At 61.6% G+C, this 14,658-nt stretch carries 15 protein-coding genes and 4 pseudogenes; 10 read left to right on the forward strand and 9 right to left on the reverse strand.

Annotated features, from left to right (window positions below; translation table 11 throughout):
- The first annotated feature begins 174 nt into the window (after window positions 1-174).
- The 8 genes from PSH76_RS17965 to PSH76_RS18000 all read left to right on the forward strand — a co-directional run bounded on the left by PSH76_RS17965 (window position 175) and on the right by PSH76_RS18000 (window position 9,568).
- Window positions 175-954: a PFL_4669 family integrating conjugative element protein gene (locus PSH76_RS17965; protein WP_011871436.1), complete on the forward strand. Its 780-nt coding sequence runs from the start codon at window positions 175-177 to the stop codon at window positions 952-954.
- Entirely contained in the window at window positions 951-1,478 is a 528-nt protein-coding gene (locus PSH76_RS17970; RefSeq protein ID WP_011871437.1) for a DUF3158 family protein, read from the forward strand. Before PSH76_RS17965 ends, PSH76_RS17970 begins: the two co-directional genes overlap by 4 nt.
- Before the next feature lie 73 nt (window positions 1,479-1,551).
- Complete coding sequence (locus PSH76_RS17975) at window positions 1,552-1,992, forward strand: single-stranded DNA-binding protein (protein ID WP_009876576.1); 441 nt, start codon at window positions 1,552-1,554, stop codon at window positions 1,990-1,992.
- Between the two features lie 279 nt (window positions 1,993-2,271).
- Complete coding sequence (locus PSH76_RS17980; protein ID WP_009876577.1) at window positions 2,272-4,293, forward strand: DNA topoisomerase III; 2,022 nt, start codon at window positions 2,272-2,274, stop codon at window positions 4,291-4,293.
- Between the two features lie 792 nt (window positions 4,294-5,085).
- Window positions 5,086-6,768 (forward strand): DDE-type integrase/transposase/recombinase, encoded by a 1,683-nt coding sequence (locus PSH76_RS17985; RefSeq protein ID WP_010791757.1) that lies wholly within the window; start codon window positions 5,086-5,088, stop codon window positions 6,766-6,768.
- A 2-nt stretch (window positions 6,769-6,770) separates the two neighbouring features.
- Window positions 6,771-7,679 (forward strand): TniB family NTP-binding protein, encoded by a 909-nt coding sequence (locus tag PSH76_RS17990; protein ID WP_000393453.1) that lies wholly within the window; start codon window positions 6,771-6,773, stop codon window positions 7,677-7,679.
- Window positions 7,676-8,893 (forward strand): TniQ family protein, encoded by a 1,218-nt coding sequence (locus PSH76_RS17995; RefSeq protein WP_011405615.1) that lies wholly within the window; start codon window positions 7,676-7,678, stop codon window positions 8,891-8,893. Before PSH76_RS17990 ends, PSH76_RS17995 begins: the two co-directional genes overlap by 4 nt.
- Window positions 8,894-8,953: 60 nt before the next feature.
- Window positions 8,954-9,568, forward strand: coding sequence for a recombinase family protein (locus tag PSH76_RS18000; protein WP_010981357.1), 615 nt, complete (start codon window positions 8,954-8,956; stop codon window positions 9,566-9,568).
- Between the two features lie 38 nt (window positions 9,569-9,606).
- Here PSH76_RS18000 and PSH76_RS18005 read toward each other — a convergent pair.
- The 4 genes and pseudogenes from PSH76_RS18005 to merB (PSH76_RS18020) form a co-directional block, all read right to left on the reverse strand.
- Window positions 9,607-9,894 (reverse strand): annotated as a pseudogene (locus tag PSH76_RS18005) (DUF3330 domain-containing protein); the annotation flags it as partial.
- Between the two features lie 48 nt (window positions 9,895-9,942).
- On the reverse strand, window positions 9,943-10,179 hold the full coding sequence (gene merE / locus PSH76_RS18010) for a broad-spectrum mercury transporter MerE (RefSeq protein ID WP_005413392.1): 237 nt from the start codon (window positions 10,177-10,179) through the stop codon (window positions 9,943-9,945).
- Window positions 10,176-10,541: a mercury resistance co-regulator MerD gene (merD, locus tag PSH76_RS18015; RefSeq protein ID WP_000995361.1), complete on the reverse strand. Its 366-nt coding sequence runs from the start codon at window positions 10,539-10,541 to the stop codon at window positions 10,176-10,178. The genes merE and merD (PSH76_RS18015) overlap by 4 nt, the downstream gene beginning before the upstream one ends.
- 111 nt (window positions 10,542-10,652) lie before the next feature.
- On the reverse strand, window positions 10,653-11,291 hold the full coding sequence (gene merB, locus PSH76_RS18020; RefSeq protein WP_000761850.1) for an organomercurial lyase MerB: 639 nt from the start codon (window positions 11,289-11,291) through the stop codon (window positions 10,653-10,655).
- A 101-nt stretch (window positions 11,292-11,392) separates the two neighbouring features.
- Here merB (PSH76_RS18020) and PSH76_RS18025 point away from each other — a divergent pair, with 101 nt between their 5' ends.
- A complete protein-coding gene (locus PSH76_RS18025) occupies window positions 11,393-11,827 on the forward strand; it encodes a mercury resistance transcriptional regulator MerR (RefSeq protein ID WP_010981353.1) in 435 nt (144 codons plus the stop codon).
- An 84-nt stretch (window positions 11,828-11,911) separates the two neighbouring features.
- Window positions 11,912-12,370: a hypothetical protein gene (locus PSH76_RS18030; protein WP_011405611.1), complete on the forward strand. Its 459-nt coding sequence runs from the start codon at window positions 11,912-11,914 to the stop codon at window positions 12,368-12,370.
- Window positions 12,371-12,460: 90 nt separating this feature from the next.
- Here PSH76_RS18030 and merD (PSH76_RS18035) read toward each other — a convergent pair.
- The 5 genes and pseudogenes from merD (PSH76_RS18035) to merB (PSH76_RS30790) all read right to left on the reverse strand — a co-directional run bounded on the left by merD (PSH76_RS18035) (window position 12,461) and on the right by merB (PSH76_RS30790) (window position 14,584).
- A pseudogene (merD, locus tag PSH76_RS18035) lies at window positions 12,461-12,808 on the reverse strand (mercuric resistance transcriptional repressor MerD).
- Window positions 12,805-13,443 carry an organomercurial lyase MerB gene (merB, locus tag PSH76_RS18040; RefSeq protein ID WP_058672289.1) on the reverse strand — a complete coding sequence of 213 codons (639 nt, stop codon included), beginning with the start codon at window positions 13,441-13,443 and terminating at the stop codon, window positions 12,805-12,807. The pseudogene merD (PSH76_RS18035) and the gene merB (PSH76_RS18040) overlap by 4 nt, the downstream one beginning before the upstream one ends.
- Window positions 13,444-13,523: 80 nt before the next feature.
- Entirely contained in the window at window positions 13,524-13,769 is a 246-nt protein-coding gene (locus PSH76_RS18045; RefSeq protein ID WP_305494508.1) for a hypothetical protein, read from the reverse strand.
- Window positions 13,759-13,950 (reverse strand): annotated as a pseudogene (gene merD / locus PSH76_RS18050) (mercuric resistance transcriptional repressor MerD); the annotation flags it as partial. The pseudogene merD (PSH76_RS18050) and the gene PSH76_RS18045, both read right to left, overlap by 11 nt.
- Window positions 13,947-14,584: pseudogene (gene merB, locus PSH76_RS30790) on the reverse strand (organomercurial lyase MerB). The pseudogenes merD (PSH76_RS18050) and merB (PSH76_RS30790), both read right to left, overlap by 4 nt.
- Window positions 14,585-14,658: the final 74 nt, after the last annotated feature.

The raw sequence follows: 14,658 nt of genomic DNA on the forward strand, positions 1-14,658 counted from the left end.
CATCTGCGCGAGCAGCGCTCTGTGGCGTTTGATGGAGCTATCCCCTGGGGATAGCTCGCATTGCGGGCCGCCACCACCACGACAACCGGGGACCAGTTCATTTCGGTTTGTTGACTGACTGCCTTCCGCTGCATGCCGATCCTGACCGCTCCTTTTCCCAAGCGAGCGGACACCATGGCAACCAACGAACCTCTGCAACTCAATCTCGGCTCTTTGCGCAGCGCGATGTCGCTGACGCTTCACACCCACCACGCATCGCGCATCTGGCATGGCCGCGCCGCCGCCGAGGGGCGACCCGGCATCGTCGGCCTGAACGGCTACATCGCCGTGATGAACAAGATGAAGCGCGGCTCGGAACAGGATGACCCGTACAGCGACTGGTGGATGTTGCGCATCGAGGAAAAGCTCGACCAGGCCAAGACCACGTTGCAATCGCTGCGCGAGCAGGTGGACCAGGCATTGGCCGGCGTGCCAGCGGCGTTGAGCCTGGGCGAGAACCTCAACGTGCAACCGGTGAAGCTCCCCTTGTTCGTGAACGCGCAGCTCGGCTTTGCCGCGGTCTATCTCCTGGCCGACTATGACGACATCGCCCGCAAGCTGATCCTCGCCCATCACACCGCGCTGATCGATCGCTCGACATTGGAGCGGTGGCTCAACGAAGGCGCTCACACGCTGCGCAGCCTGTTCAGCCTGGCCCAGCAGTACCGCTACTCGGGATGCACCCGCGACGACTTCGCGGCCAAGAACGCCGCAGCGCGGGCGGCGCTGGAGAAGTTCGGCGACTTGCCGCAGGACGTGCTCGAAGGCGCTCGCCGCTCGAAGTTTGCGCCGCCCGTCGTGCGCCGCGGCCTGCAACAGCGCAGTGATAGCGCTGCCGCAGCCGCACCTCCCAGCGACGAAGGCACTGCCGCCGATCCGGCCGAGGCCAGCACCGGCGAGGACGAACAGGCATGAGCGACCCGAACCGCGAACCTCGCTACTTCCGTGGTCTGGAACAGCCAGCCTTCATGCGGCTGGAACACGCGGCCTCTCTAAAAGGCCTTTTAAAGCCTTTTAAAGGTAAAGGGGACTTCGAGGCCTGGGCCAGCCAGTGCTTCGCCATGCGCGACGAGTTGATTGCCCTGGCGCAGCGACAGGTGCTGCCACAGGCGTGCGGGCATCCCTTCCACCTGCTTCCCGTCGAGCTGGCCCAGCAGATAACTGGCGCGGGAACGACGTTCCTTCGCTGGCGCAAGCACGACCGCTCGGCCATGGGCGTGGCGCTGTGGCAGGAACTGGTGGCGAGCACCAGCACGCCGGTCAACCTGCTGGCCGACCTGCACGCGATCGAGTTACAGCGCATCACGTTGAACATGCAGATCAGCCTGCTGCACACCTTGGGCAGGCAGGCGCAGGAATGCGCCAGCAAAGCGGCCGAAGCGGACAACGCATACCTGCGCCGGCTCAAGTCCACCCCAACCGCAATGCGCGATCGGTGATTGCGCCAGACATCCCAGCACGCACCCGGCGCCGATGAGGCACGGGTATTTCAACCACCACGGAGATCACATCATGAGCACGCATTTTTCTGGCGAAGGCAATATCGGCTCGCCACCGGAGTACCGCGAATTCCCCAATGGCAACGACGAGCCCAACCGCCTGCTGCGCCTGAACGTCTATTTCGACAACCCCGTTCCCAAGAAGGATGGCACCTTTGAGGACCGTGGCGGCTTCTGGGCGCCGGTGGAAATCTGGCACCGCGACGCCGAGCACTGGCAGCGCCTCTACCAGAAGGGTATGCGGGTGCTGGTCATCGGCCGCATGGAGCGCGAGCCCTGGACGGACAACGAAGATCAGCCACGCGAGACCTGGCAAGTCAATGCGCGCAGCGTAGGCATCTTGCCGTACCGCATCGAGTCTGTGGTCCTCAGCCCGAAGCCACAGGAGGCAGAACCGAAGCCGCAGGCCGACCAGGAATCGACCGCGCCGAAAGAGACGAAGCGCCGGAAGTGACCCGGCATGGAGGGCGGCTGCCGCAGCGCTTCGCCGCCCTCCATGCGCCGCGAGCTATCCCCAGGGGATAGCTCCATCAACGTCCACCGACTTCCACGCGTTCCCGCGAATCGCCGCTCCCGAACCGCATACCTCCGGCCACTCGCCATTACCGCACAAGCCCTTCCATCCCGTGAAAGCGGTCGCCGCCGCGTGCCGCTTGTTTGCTGCTGCCCCCGGTGGTGCTCGGCATCCTCGATCCCAGCAACTCCATGAACCATGGGAATCGGATGAACGGATATGCGGCTGTTCTTGTGCGAGAAGCCCTCCCAGGGCAAAGACATTGGCCGGATTCTCGGCGCCACACAGCGCGGTGAAGGCTGTCTCAACGGTTCCGGCGTCACCGTCACCTGGTGCATCGGCCATCTCGTAGAAGCCGCTACGCCCGAAGCCTACGACGAGCAGTTGAAGCGCTGGTCCATCGAGCAGTTGCCCATCATTCCCCAGCATTGGCGGGTCGAGGTCAAACCGAAGACCGCCACGCAATTCAAGGTCGTCAAGGCGCTTCTGGCGAAGGCGACCCAGCTTGTCATCGCCACCGATGCCGACCGCGAAGGCGAGTTGATCGCCCGCGAGATCATCGAACTGTGCGGCTACCGCGGCCCCATCGAGCGGCTGTGGTTGTCGGCACTCAACGATGCGTCCATCCGCGCCGCCCTCGGCAAGCTACGGCCCTCAGCCGAGACGCTGCCGATGTACCACTCGGCGCTGGCGCGATCCCGTGCGGATTGGCTGGTGGGCATGAACCTCAGTAGGTTGTTCACGGTGCTGGGGCGGCAGGCCGGCTACGACGGCGTGCTGTCGGTCGGCCGCGTCCAGACCCCGACGCTCAAGCTCGTCGTGGACCGCGACCGCGAGATCGCAGCCTTCGTGTCCGTGCCGTACTGGGCCATCGTCGTGTCCCTGTCCGCAGGTGTCCAGGCTTTCACCGCGCACTGGGTTCCACCCAATGCCTGCACCGACGACGCAGGCCGCTGCCTGCAGCAGCCGGTCGCACAGCAGGCCATGCAGCAGATCCGCGCTGCGGGCAGCGCCCACGTAGTGTCGGTTGAGACCGAGCGCGTGCGCGAAGGCCCGCCGCTGCCGTTCGACCTGGGCACCTTGCAGGAGGTGTGTTCAAAGCAGCTCGGGCTGGACGTGCAGGAAACCTTGGAGATCGCCCAGGCCCTGTACGAGACGCACAAGGCCACGACATACCCCCGCTCGGATTCCGGCTACCTGCCCGAGAGCATGTTTGCCGAAGTGACCACCGTTCTCGACAGCCTGCTTAAGACCGATCCCTCGCTGCGCTCGATCATAGGCCAGCTCGACCGTTTGCAGCGCTCGCGCGCCTGGAACGATGGCAAGGTCACGGCCCACCACGGCATCATCCCGACGCTCGAACCGGCGAACCTCTCCGCCATGAGCGAGAAGGAACTGGCCGTGTACAGGCTCATCCGGGCGCATTACCTAGCGCAGTTCCTCCCTCACCACGAGTTCGACCATACTGTGGCCAAGCTTTCGTGCGGTGGGCAGAACCTTGCGGCCACGGGCAAGCAGGTTGTCACGCCGGGCTGGCGCCAGGTGCTGGCCGAGCCGCAGTCCGAGGACGGCGATGGCGACGGCGACACCGCGGCCCGCGCCCAGGTGCTACCGGCGCTGCACGAAGGTCTGGCATGTCAGGTGGCCGATATCGATCTGAAGGCACTCAAGACGCTGCCGCCCAAACCGTACACGCAAGGCGAGTTGGTCAAGTCTATGAAAGGCGTCGCCAAGCTGGTGTCCGATCCCCGCCTGAAGCAGAAGCTCAAGGATACGGTCGGCATCGGCACCGAAGCGACCCGGGCCAACATCATCGGCGGCCTGATCGCCCGCGGCTACCTCGTAAAGAAAGGGCGCGCCATCCGCGCCTCGGATGCGGCTTTCACCTTGATCGATGCCGTGCCTGCGGCGATTGCCGACCCCGGCACCACCGCCGTCTGGGAACAAGCGCTCGACATGATCGAAGCCGGCCAGCTCACGCTGGATGTGTTCATCGGCAAGCAGGCCGCATGGATTTCGCAGTTGATCGCGCAGTACGGCAACGCGTCCCTGTCTATCAAGGCTCCCCAAGGGCCGACATGCCCGCAGTGCGGCGCACCCACGCGCCAGCGCAGCAGCAAGAGCGGCCCGTTTTGGTCGTGCAGTCGCTACCCGGACTGCAAAGGCACGCTGCCGGTCGAATCCGGCAGCTCCAAGCGCGCCGCCTCGCGCCCGCGCCGTAGCGGCCGCAAAGGCTCCTGACCGATCCCGTTCCCCGTGAGCCGTGCCCGCCTTCGGCGGCGTGGCCCGTGTCCCGCATGCCCTGCGGGACGCCCAGCGCGCAACGCCTTCTTGATTTGTGTGCGCGTCCCGCCCAGCCGTCCCCGGCCGCGGGACCTGAAGGTAGCTTCTCTGCGAGCCGCACCACGCGCGTTCTGTTGATCTGCGTTTCTTCCGCCCTCTGCGAAGGGTCTCCCGGTGGCTTGCCAGCGTGCACGAGCCACCGGGAGACCCTTCGTGGTCAGCGGTAATCGGTGCCGGTGCCCGCCGGTGCAAAAACGGGCTCCCTTTGTGCGCGGATGTGCGCCAGACGATGCCGGCCCCAGCCACGACATGGGCCGGGTGTGATTGCTGAGAGCAGACGGTTCTAGCGACGACCGGGCCTGCCAATCAGCCCACGGGTGGCTCCTCTTTCCTCCCGAGCCGAAGGCCGCAGGGCCTTCGGCGCCTTTTTCCTGCCCATCAACGTCCCGGTCCGGCCATTGGCCTGGGCCACACGAACAGGAGAGATGACATGCACCCTCAATATTGCGCGCAACTGCTGTACGGCAGTGTGTGCAGCGGCATCGATCCAGCTTCTCCTACCCGTCCTGACAGCCCCGCACTTGCTGCGGGGCTTTCTTTTTCCACGTGTCATTTTCAGAAGACGACTGCACCAATTGACGGGGCGTAACGCCAGATGTGCAGGCGACTCCTGACAACGCAATATCAGAAGTCATCTGCACCAATCTCGACTATGCTCAATACTCGTGTGCACCAAAGCGAGGTGTGAGCATGGCGTCAGACACATCATTGATTGCCGAGCAAGGCGTGGCCACCCTGCCCGATGCGGCTTGGGCGCAGGCCCGGCAACGGGCGGAAATCATCGGGCCGCTGGCAGCGCTTGATGTGGTCGGGCATGAAGCCGCCGATGCCGCTGCTCACGCGCTTGGCCTGTCCAGGCGGCAGGTGTATGTCCTAATCCGCCGTGCCCGGCAAGGTGCTGGGCTTGTGACGGACCTGGCTCGCAGCCGATCCGGCGGCGGAAAAGGCAAGGGACGCTTGCCGGAATCAGTTGAGCGCATCATCCGCGAGTTGCTGCAAAAGCGCTTCCTGACCAAGCAGAAGCGTAGCCTGGCAGCGTTCCACCGCGAGGTCGCGCAGGCTTGCAAAGCGCAAAAGCTGCGGGCGCCGGCGCGCAACACCGTGGCTCTGCGGATCGCCGGCCTCGATCCGCTCAAGGCCACTCGCCGCCGGGAAGGTCAGGATGCGTCCCGCAGCCTGCAAGGTGTCGGTGGTGAGCCTCCCGCCGTGACCGCGCCACTGGAACAAGTGCAGATTGATCACACGGTCATCGACCTGATCGTGGTGGACGAGCGCGACCGGCAACCGATTGGCCGTCCGTATCTGACCATCGCCATCGACGTGTTTACCCGCTGCGTGCTCGGCATGGTCGTCACGCTGGAAGCGCCGTCATCTGTTTCGGTCGGCCTGTGCCTTGTGCATGTCGCCTGCGACAAGCGTCCCTGGCTGGAGGGTCTGAACATAGAAATGGAGTGGCCGATGAGCGGCAAGCCCAGGCTGCTCTACCTGGACAACGCGGCCGAGTTCAAGAGCGAAGCGCTACGCCGAGGCTGCGAGCAGCATGGCATCCGGCTTGACTATCGCCCGCTCGGGCAGCCGCACTACGGCGGCATCGTGGAACGGATCATCGGCACGGCGATGCAGATGATCCACGACGAATTGCCAGGGACGACCTTCTCCAACCCTGACCAGCGCGGCGACTACGATTCCGAAAACAAGGCCGCCCTGACGCTGCGTGAGCTGGAGCGCTGGCTCACATTGGCGGTCGGCACCTACCACGGCTCCGTGCACAACGGCCTGCTCCAGCCGCCGGCAGCGCGCTGGGCCGAAGCTATCGCGCGGACCGGCGTGCCAACCGTCATCACTCGCACCACGGCTTTTCTGGTCGATTTTCTGCCCATCATCCGCCGCACGCTGACCCGCACCGGCTTCGTCATCGACCACATCCATTACTACGCCGATGCGCTCAAGCCGTGGATAGCTCGGCGCGACCGCTTGCCTGCGTTCCTGATCCGGCGCGACCCGCGCGACATCAGCCGCATTTGGGTGCTGGAGCCGGAGGGGCAGCACTATCTGGAAATTCCATACCGCACCTTGTCGCACCCGGCTGTCACCCTCTGGGAACAACGACAGGCGCTGGCGAAATTGCGGCAGCAAGGGCGCGAACAGGTGGATGAGTCGGCGCTGTTTCGCATGATCGGCCAGATGCGCGAAATCGTGTCCACCGCGCAGAAAGCTACGCGCAAGGCGCGGCGCGACGCGGATCGACGCCAGCATCTCAAGGCAACGGCAGTTCTTTTCAAAACCACGCCACCACCGGACGCGGACATGGCTGACCCGCAGGCAGACAACCAGCCACCTGCCAAACCGTTCGACCAGATTGAGGAGTGGTAGCCGTGGAAGAATATCCCATCATCGACTTGTCCCACCTGATGCCGGTGGCCCAGGGCTTGGCCCGTCTTCCGGCGGACGAACGCATCCATCGCCTTCGCGCTGACCGCTGGATCGGCTATCCGCGAGCAGTCGAGGCGCTGAATCGGCTGGAAGCCCTGTATGCGTGGCCGAACAAACAACGCATGCCCAACCTGCTGTTGGTCGGTCCAACCAACAACGGCAAGTCGATGATCGTCGAGAAATTCCGCCGCACCCACCCGGCCAGCTCCGACGCCGACCAGGAGCACATTCCGGTACTGGTCGTGCAGATGCCATCCGAACCGTCGGTAATCCGCTTCTACGTCGCGCTACTTGCCGCGATGGGCGCGCCATTGCGCCCGCGCCCACGGCTGCCGGAAATGGAGCAATTGGCGCTGGCACTGCTACGCAAGGTCGGCGTGCGCATGCTGGTGATCGACGAATTGCACAACGTCCTGGCCGGCAACAGCGTCAACCGCCGGGAATTCCTCAACCTGCTGCGTTTCCTCGGCAACGAGCTGCGCATCCCGCTGGTCGGGGTCGGCACACGCGATGCCTACTTGGCGATCCGCTCGGACGACCAGTTGGAAAACCGCTTCGAGCCGATGATGCTGCCGGTGTGGGAGGCCAACGACGATTGCTGCTCACTGCTGGCCAGCTTCGCGGCTTCGCTCCCGCTGCGGCGACCCTCGTCGATTGCCACGCTGGATATGGCCCGCTACCTGCTCACGCGCAGCGAGGGCACCATCGGCGAGCTGGCGCACCTGTTGATGGCGGCGGCCGTCGCTGCCGTGGAGAGCGGTGAGGAAGCGATCAACCATCGCACGCTCAGCATGGCCGATTACACCGGTCCCAGCGAGCGGCGGCGGCAATTCGAGCGGGAACTGATGTGAAGCCAGCGCCACACTGGCCACTGCATCCGGCTCCCAGGGAAGGCGAAGCCTTGTCTTCGTGGCTCAACCGCGTGGCCCTTTGCTATCACATGGAGGTGTCCGAGCTGCTGGAGCACGATCTTGGTCACGGCCAGGTTGATGACCTGGACACCGCGCCACCACTGGCGCTGCTGGCGATGCTCTCCCAGCGGAGCGGCATCGAGCCGGACCGGCTGCGTTGCATGAGTTTCGCCGGCTGGGTGCCTTGGCTACTGGACAGCCTTGATGATCAGATTCCAGATGCATTGGAAACCTATGCGTTCCAGCTCTCGGTGCTGCTGCCGAAACTCCGCCGTAGGACGCGATCCATCACGAGCTGGCGTGCCTGGCTGCCCAGCCAGCCGATACATCGCGCCTGCCCGCTCTGTCTGAACGATCCGGAGAACCAAGCCGTACTGCTCGCGTGGAAGCTGCCCCTGATGCTGAGCTGCCCACTGCATGGCTGCTGGCTGGAATCCTATTGGGGCGTGCCAGGGCGGTTTCTCGGCTGGGAGAACGCCGACGCCGAACCGCGCACTGCCAGCGACGCGATTGCGGCGATGGACCAGCGTACCTGGCAGGCACTGACGACCGGCCACGTGGAGTTGCCGCGCCGACGCATCCACGCCGGATTGTGGTTTAGGCTGCTACGCACGCTGCTCGATGAGCTGAACACCCCGCTTTCGACGTGCGGCACCTACGCGGGGTATCTCCGCCAAATCTGGGAATGCTGCGGGCATCCGCTGCGTGCTGGGCAAAGTCTGTGGCGACCGTATGAAACCCTGAACCCGGCAGTACGGTTGCAGATGCTGGAGGCGGCGGCAACGGCAATCAGCTTGATTGAGGTGAGGGATATAAGCCCGCCAGGCGAGCACGCAAAGCTATTCTGGTCCGAGCCCCAAACCGGGTTCACCAGTGGCCTGCCGGCGAAAGCGCCGAAGCCCGAACCCGTCGATCACTGGCAGCGTGCAATCCAGGCCATTGATGAGGCCATCATTGAAGCACGACACAACCCCGAGACGGCACGCTCGCTGTTCGCGTTGGCTTCCTATGGTCGGCGCGACCCCGCTTCCTTGGAACAGTTGCGCGCCACCTTCGCGAAGGAAGGCATCCCCCCGGAATTTCTGTCACATTATGAGCCTAGCCTACCCTTTGCATGCCTTAGACAGAATGACGGGTTAAGTGACAAATTTTGACGTGCAGAGCTTCCCGATGCAAACTGTCACATAATCGAACGTATATGTGACAGGTACAAGATGCTGATTGGCTACATGCGAGTATCGAAGGCGGATGGCTCCCAGGCGACGGACTTGCAGCGCGATGCGCTGGTCGCGGCCGGTGTTGATCCGGCGCATCTCTATGAAGACCAAGCGTCCGGAAAACGCGAGGATCGTCCCGGTCTGGCGAGCTGTCTGAAGGCACTACGGCCAGGCGACACGTTGGTCGTTTGGAAACTGGATCGGCTCGGGCGCGACCTGCGCCATCTGATCAATACCGTCCATGACCTGACCGGACGCGGCATCGGCCTCAAGGTGCTGACCGGGCACGGCGCGGCCATTGACACCACGACCGCCGCCGGCAAGCTGGTCTTCGGTATCTTCGCCGCGCTGGCCGAGTTCGAGCGCGAGTTGATCGCCGAGCGCACCGTGGCGGGCCTGGCCTCAGCACGGGCACGCGGCCGGAAAGGCGGCCGGCCGTTCAAGATGACCGCCGCCAAGCTGCGGCTGGCGATGGCGGCAATGGGGCAGTCAGAGACCAAGGTCGGCGACCTGTGCCAGGAACTTGGCATCACGCGGCAGACCCTGTATCGGCATATTTCACCCAAGGGCGAGCTACGTCCAGATGGCGAGAAGCTACTCAGCCGAATTTGATGCCGACATGAGGCGACGTAGCGAAAGCGTGGTTTGTCTCAATTTGACGGCGGCGAACCGCAAGCGTTCGGTTCGCCGCTCGTTTCGGTCGCAGTGCTGGCCCGCGCCTGGAAACGTTGATAACACTCCAGCCCGCAGAAGTGCTCGACGTACTCCGCGCCTTCCGGTGTGAAGGCGGCATCGAGCGGAATTTCCTTGCAGCACACGCAGCAACTGGTGGCGGTCGGATCATTTGCATTCATGGTGGCACCCCTCCATTGACTGACGAAGACGGCGAATGCCGCCGCCGGCATCGGCTTTGCGAACAGAAAGCCTTGCCCGCGCTCGAACGCTTGGGCCCTCCGCCGTAGTCCATCCATCCGGCCGGGAAGCGCTCATGATCTTTCCCTGAATGCCCGCAACGCCCGCGCCAGTGACAGAAGAAACAGGCCGGTCAAACCGAGCGCCGTGATGACCCAATACTCGACAAGGAATGCACCGGCGGTTGTGCCGGCCAGCACGGCAGCGAGGATGGACAGGTGGCAGGGGCAAGTCAGCACGGCCAGCGTGCCCCACAGGTAGCCGGTGAACGGTTTGTGCGTCTCGGCCGGCATGCGCTCGGGGCTGTTCATGGCAAACTCTCCGCATGCTGTGCCGGCGCGGTCGGCATGGCGGCCAACTGCACTTCCAGATTGGCCAACGCTTCGCGCCGGCGTTCGACGAACTGACGCAGCACAGCAAGCTGCGCGGCAGTTTCATCGCAGTTCGCCGCATCCAGCGCCCGGCACAGCCGCGCCAATGCGCCGAGGCCGATGCCCGCCTCGAAGGCGGCCCGCACGAAGCACAGTCGCTGCAAGGCGGCGTCATCGAACAGGCCGTAGCCACCCGTGGTGCAGGCGACTGGCCGCAGCAATCCGCGCAGCAGGTAGTCGCGCACGATATGCACGCTCACCCCGGCATCAAGGGCCAGCCGGGACACCGTGTAGGCGTTCATCGAACACCTCCTTTTGGTCGGTTCACGGCAATGCATATACCGTTTCGCCGAGTTCAATCCGCGCGCTGCGAATCCGATGCCGGTGCCGTAGAACATTGGGTCGATATCCGATCACGGTGTCCTAGATGACATGGTCTGCAACAGATGTCGATTAAACTCCTGGCCCAAGCCGAAAGCCTCGTGGACACTGACGATCGCCAATCCTTCCAATCCTTGATGCTTGGAGGCCCAGTCTTCCGCCGTCGGGACAGATGCAAAGAAATGTACATGGCAACAGAAGGACTGACGAACGTCGGCTGCTTCCTGCGGCAATACCAAGGACACCGCCATGCCGGCAGGTTCGACAGCCTGTATCTCGCTGGGTGAAACCGTGAGTGAAACGGGTGCTCCGGTTGCAGCGCAATGCGATGAGACGCGAGCTGTACGGCCGATCAGCGCCGGAAATATCAAGGTGTCCAGCGCGCACCAGGCATACAGACGGCGGTCGTCAATTTCAAAGACATACGAAGTCTCGCGCAAGGTGAGGCCGTAGCCGATGATGTTCCCATCTTTGTCATATTCGGTACTGGTGGCCTGTTCGAGTACGGCGGCCACTCGCTCAGCGGGCCAGTCGAGAATCCCGGCAAGTGTCGTTCGTGAAACCGGACGCCCCTTGGCGAGTTCCCGCAGTAGCGGGACCAAGAGATCCGCAGTACCATTGGTACGATTGACCGAAGTGAGACGTTCTAAAATATATGGGGCGAGCTTCATGGTTCCATCTCCTTTCATCCTGCGCAGCAGGACAATTGTTTGACATCTTTGGTTTGGATAGCTTAAGCTTACTTCCGTAGTTATGTACGGAGTCAAGCGGTATGGAAAATAATTTGGAGAACCTGACCATTGGCGTTTTTGCCAAGGCAGCCGGCGTCAACGTGGAGACCATCCGGTTCTATCAGCGCAAGGGCTTGTTGCCCGAGCCGGACAAGCCCTATGGCAGCATTCGCCGCTATGGCGCGGCGGACGTGACACGGGTGCGATTCGTGAAATCGGCCCAGCGGTTGGGCTTCAGCCTGGATGAAATCGCCGAGTTGCTGCGGCTCGACGATGGCACCCACTGCGAGGAGGCCAGCAGCCTGGCCGAGCACAAGCTCCAAGACGTGCGCGAGAAGATGGCCGATTTGGCGCGCATGGAGGCTGTGCTGTCTGACCTGGTGTGCGCCTGCCATTCGCGGCAGGGGAATGTTTCGTGTCCGCTGATTGCGTCGTTGCAAGGTGGAACGAGCTTGGCAGGGGCTTCCACAGCTTAGCGTGCTTTATTTTCCGTTTTCTGAGGTGCCCCCTACCAGCAACGCACCGCCGAAGACCGGCAGCAGGAGCGCGAGCAATTCCAGATGGTTAACCGGGGCCTGAAAGACCAGATTCAAGACCTGCAAAACCGGCTCATCCAAGCCGAGTCAAGAGCGTCCGAGCTGATAGACACTAATGCGCAATTACAACGACAAACGCATGAGCTCGAACAGGCCAATGCGATGCACAAAAGCACCTTGGATAGGCAAGTGGCCGATATCCAGAACTTGGAGCATCAACTTAACGACGCCTCGGCAAAAAACCGGGAGCGGAAGCATGAAAGCAAACAATTGGCGGATAATATTGCCGCACTCGCAAGCCAGAAAGCAGATGCCGATAAGCAGGTGGCCGTACTATCCCAAGCATTAGAGGTCACCAAAACGGATCTGAAAGCCTCTCAGAATAGAGCGGAAGTTCTGTCCGATGAGAACAAGTTGATTCTTCAGGAAAAAGCGGTGATTCAGGGGCAGTTTAAGCAGCTTCAGGAGTCACTGTCGCGATAAAGGCTTTAGTCAAACATTCATCGAAAAAGCTATATTAATCAATATATTATATACGAAGTGGCTAATTCCAACGCTTTTACCGGCCGGACCTCAAGTAGCTGCACCGGCCGCCATTTCATTCAAAGAGGCCTCGACGACAGTCAAAACTGTTCGACGCACGTCGATCTTCCATCGCACGCGCTCGACGCATCGGTCCAGGCTTTCGCTATCGTCTGCGTCCAATGCTTTGCAAAGTCGCGCCAGTTCGTCGAGCCCAATTCCGGACTCGAAGGCTGCGCGGAGAAACCGCAGCCTTCCGAGTGTTTTGTCATCGAAAATGTTCTAGCCACTTTCGGTTCGCCGAGCAGGGTGCAACAAGCCGCGTATCATGTAGTCGCGCACGACATGCACGCTGACGCAAGCATCATCAGCCAGCTTCGATATCGAGTACGCATTCATACTGGGCTTTCCTCGCAGTCCTCTAGCAGCTTAAGCGCGACATCATGACCAAGGTCGAACGCACTCTCGACAGGCACGACCTCAATCCCTTGGTGGGTCGAAGCCCACGAATTTGCAATAGACGGAGACGCAAAGAAATGCACATGACAGCAAAACGAACAACGAATGTCGGGCGAAGTATCCGGAGTTCGCAGTGAAACCATTGCTTCTGCCGGTTCGACATGAAGCACTGCTTCTGGTGCAACGGTGAGAGTGATCGGCCTACCGGTGGCGGCGCAGCGGGAAGTGACACGGGCAATCTTGCCGGTCAAGGCGGGAAACATCAAGGTGTCCAGCGCACACCATGTGTACAAATGACGGCCATCCACCTCAAAAACGTGAGAGGTTTCACGTAGTGTCAGCCCCAGTCCAATGATATTGGCCTCGTCGTCATATTCCGTACCAGGTGCCTGCTCAAGTACCGTTGCAACTCTCGCTCCAGACCATCCGAGTGCGCCGGCGAGCTTTTCGCGTGATACAGGTCCCCCCATCGCTAGCTGTCGGAGCAGCGCGACAAAGAGCGTTGCGAACTCTTTAGGATGATTGCCAGATGAAAGGCTTTCGGCAATCTTTTTGGAATAAATAGTCTTGTTCATTTTCCACCTGTTATATCGGGCAGCGATCAACCGAGATAAACCTTACTCGGCGGTTACGTCCTGCGCTTAAAAAAGACGAATTACTTTGTGCCTTGCCGGCGTTGCCATTCCTCGGCCAGCAGCTGGGCTTGCTGTAACTGTTCGGGCTTCATTTGAGCTGCATAGTCTGCAACGACTTTTGCTGCTGTCGGTTCTCCCGACGCTGCGGCCAGACTCATCCACTGGTATGCCTGCACCTGGTCGGGCGCGATGTCGGTAAGACCCTTTGCAAACAGCTGGGCCAGCCTGACTTGAGCCTGCGTGTGTCCCTGCTCGGTCGAGCCCAATTCCGGACTCGAAGGCTGCGCGGAGAAACCGCAGCCTTCCGAGTGTTTTGTCATCGAAAATGTTATAGCCACTTTCGGTTCGCCGAGCAGGGTGCAACAAGCCGCGTATCATGTAGTCGCGCACGACATGCACGCTGACGCAAGCATCATCAGCCAGCTTCGATATCGAGTACGCATTCATACTGGGCTTTCCTCGCAGTCCTCTAGCAGCTTAAGCGCGACATCATGACCAAGGTCGAACGCACTCTCGACAGGCACGACCTCAATCCCTTGGTGGGTCGAAGCCCACGAATTTGCAATAGACGGAGACGCAAAGAAATGCACATGACAGCAAAACGAACAACGAATGTCGGGCGAAGTATCCGGAGTTCGCAGTGAAACCATTGCTTCTGCCGGTTCGACATGAAGCACTGCTTCTGGTGCAACGGTGAGAGTGATCGGCCTACCGGTGGCGCGCAGCGGGAAGTGACACGGGCAATCTTGCCGGTCAAGGCGGGAAACATCAAGGTGTCCAGCGCACACCATGTGTACAAATGACGGCCATCCACCTCAAAAACGTGAGAGGTTTCACGTAGTGTCAGCCCCAGTCCAATGATATTGGCCTCGTCGTCATATTCCGTACCAGGTGCCTGCTCAAGTACCGTTGCAACTCTCGCTCCAGACCATCCGAGTGCGCCGGCGAGCTTTTCGCGTGATACAGGTCCCCCCATCGCTAGCTGTCGGAGCAGCGCGACAAAGAGCGTTGCGAACTCTTTAGGATGATTGCCAGATGAAAGGCTTTCGGCAATCTTTTTGGAATAAATAGTCTTGTCCATTTTCCACCTGTTATATCGGGCAGCGATCAACCGAGATAAACCTTACTCGGCGGTTACGTCCTGCGCTTAAAAAA

Origin of the sequence: Pseudomonas sp. FP215, assembly GCF_030687795.1 — a bacterium.
GTDB lineage: Bacteria > Pseudomonadota > Gammaproteobacteria > Pseudomonadales > Pseudomonadaceae > Aquipseudomonas > Aquipseudomonas salmasensis.

What these genes read in the sequence shown, in the direction of transcription:
- PSH76_RS17985 (WP_010791757.1), top strand. Translation starts at nt 5,086, where the DNA reads ATGGCGTCAGACACATCATTGATTGCCGAGCAAGGCGTGGCCACCCTG.
- PSH76_RS18025 (WP_010981353.1), top strand. Translation starts at nt 11,393, where the DNA reads ATGGAAAATAATTTGGAGAACCTGACCATTGGCGTTTTTGCCAAGGCA.
- merB (WP_000761850.1), bottom strand. Translation starts at nt 11,291, where the DNA reads ATGAAGCTCGCCCCATATATTTTAGAACGTCTCACTTCGGTCAATCGT.
- merB (WP_058672289.1), bottom strand. Translation starts at nt 13,443, where the DNA reads ATGAACAAGACTATTTATTCCAAAAAGATTGCCGAAAGCCTTTCATCT.
- PSH76_RS17965 (WP_011871436.1), top strand. Translation starts at nt 175, where the DNA reads ATGGCAACCAACGAACCTCTGCAACTCAATCTCGGCTCTTTGCGCAGC.
- PSH76_RS18030 (WP_011405611.1), top strand. Translation starts at nt 11,912, where the DNA reads ATGGTTAACCGGGGCCTGAAAGACCAGATTCAAGACCTGCAAAACCGG.
- merE (WP_005413392.1), bottom strand. Translation starts at nt 10,179, where the DNA reads ATGAACAGCCCCGAGCGCATGCCGGCCGAGACGCACAAACCGTTCACC.
- merD (WP_000995361.1), bottom strand. Translation starts at nt 10,541, where the DNA reads ATGAACGCCTACACGGTGTCCCGGCTGGCCCTTGATGCCGGGGTGAGC.
- PSH76_RS17970 (WP_011871437.1), top strand. Translation starts at nt 951, where the DNA reads ATGAGCGACCCGAACCGCGAACCTCGCTACTTCCGTGGTCTGGAACAG.
- PSH76_RS18000 (WP_010981357.1), top strand. Translation starts at nt 8,954, where the DNA reads ATGCTGATTGGCTACATGCGAGTATCGAAGGCGGATGGCTCCCAGGCG.
- PSH76_RS17980 (WP_009876577.1), top strand. Translation starts at nt 2,272, where the DNA reads ATGCGGCTGTTCTTGTGCGAGAAGCCCTCCCAGGGCAAAGACATTGGC.
- PSH76_RS17975 (WP_009876576.1), top strand. Translation starts at nt 1,552, where the DNA reads ATGAGCACGCATTTTTCTGGCGAAGGCAATATCGGCTCGCCACCGGAG.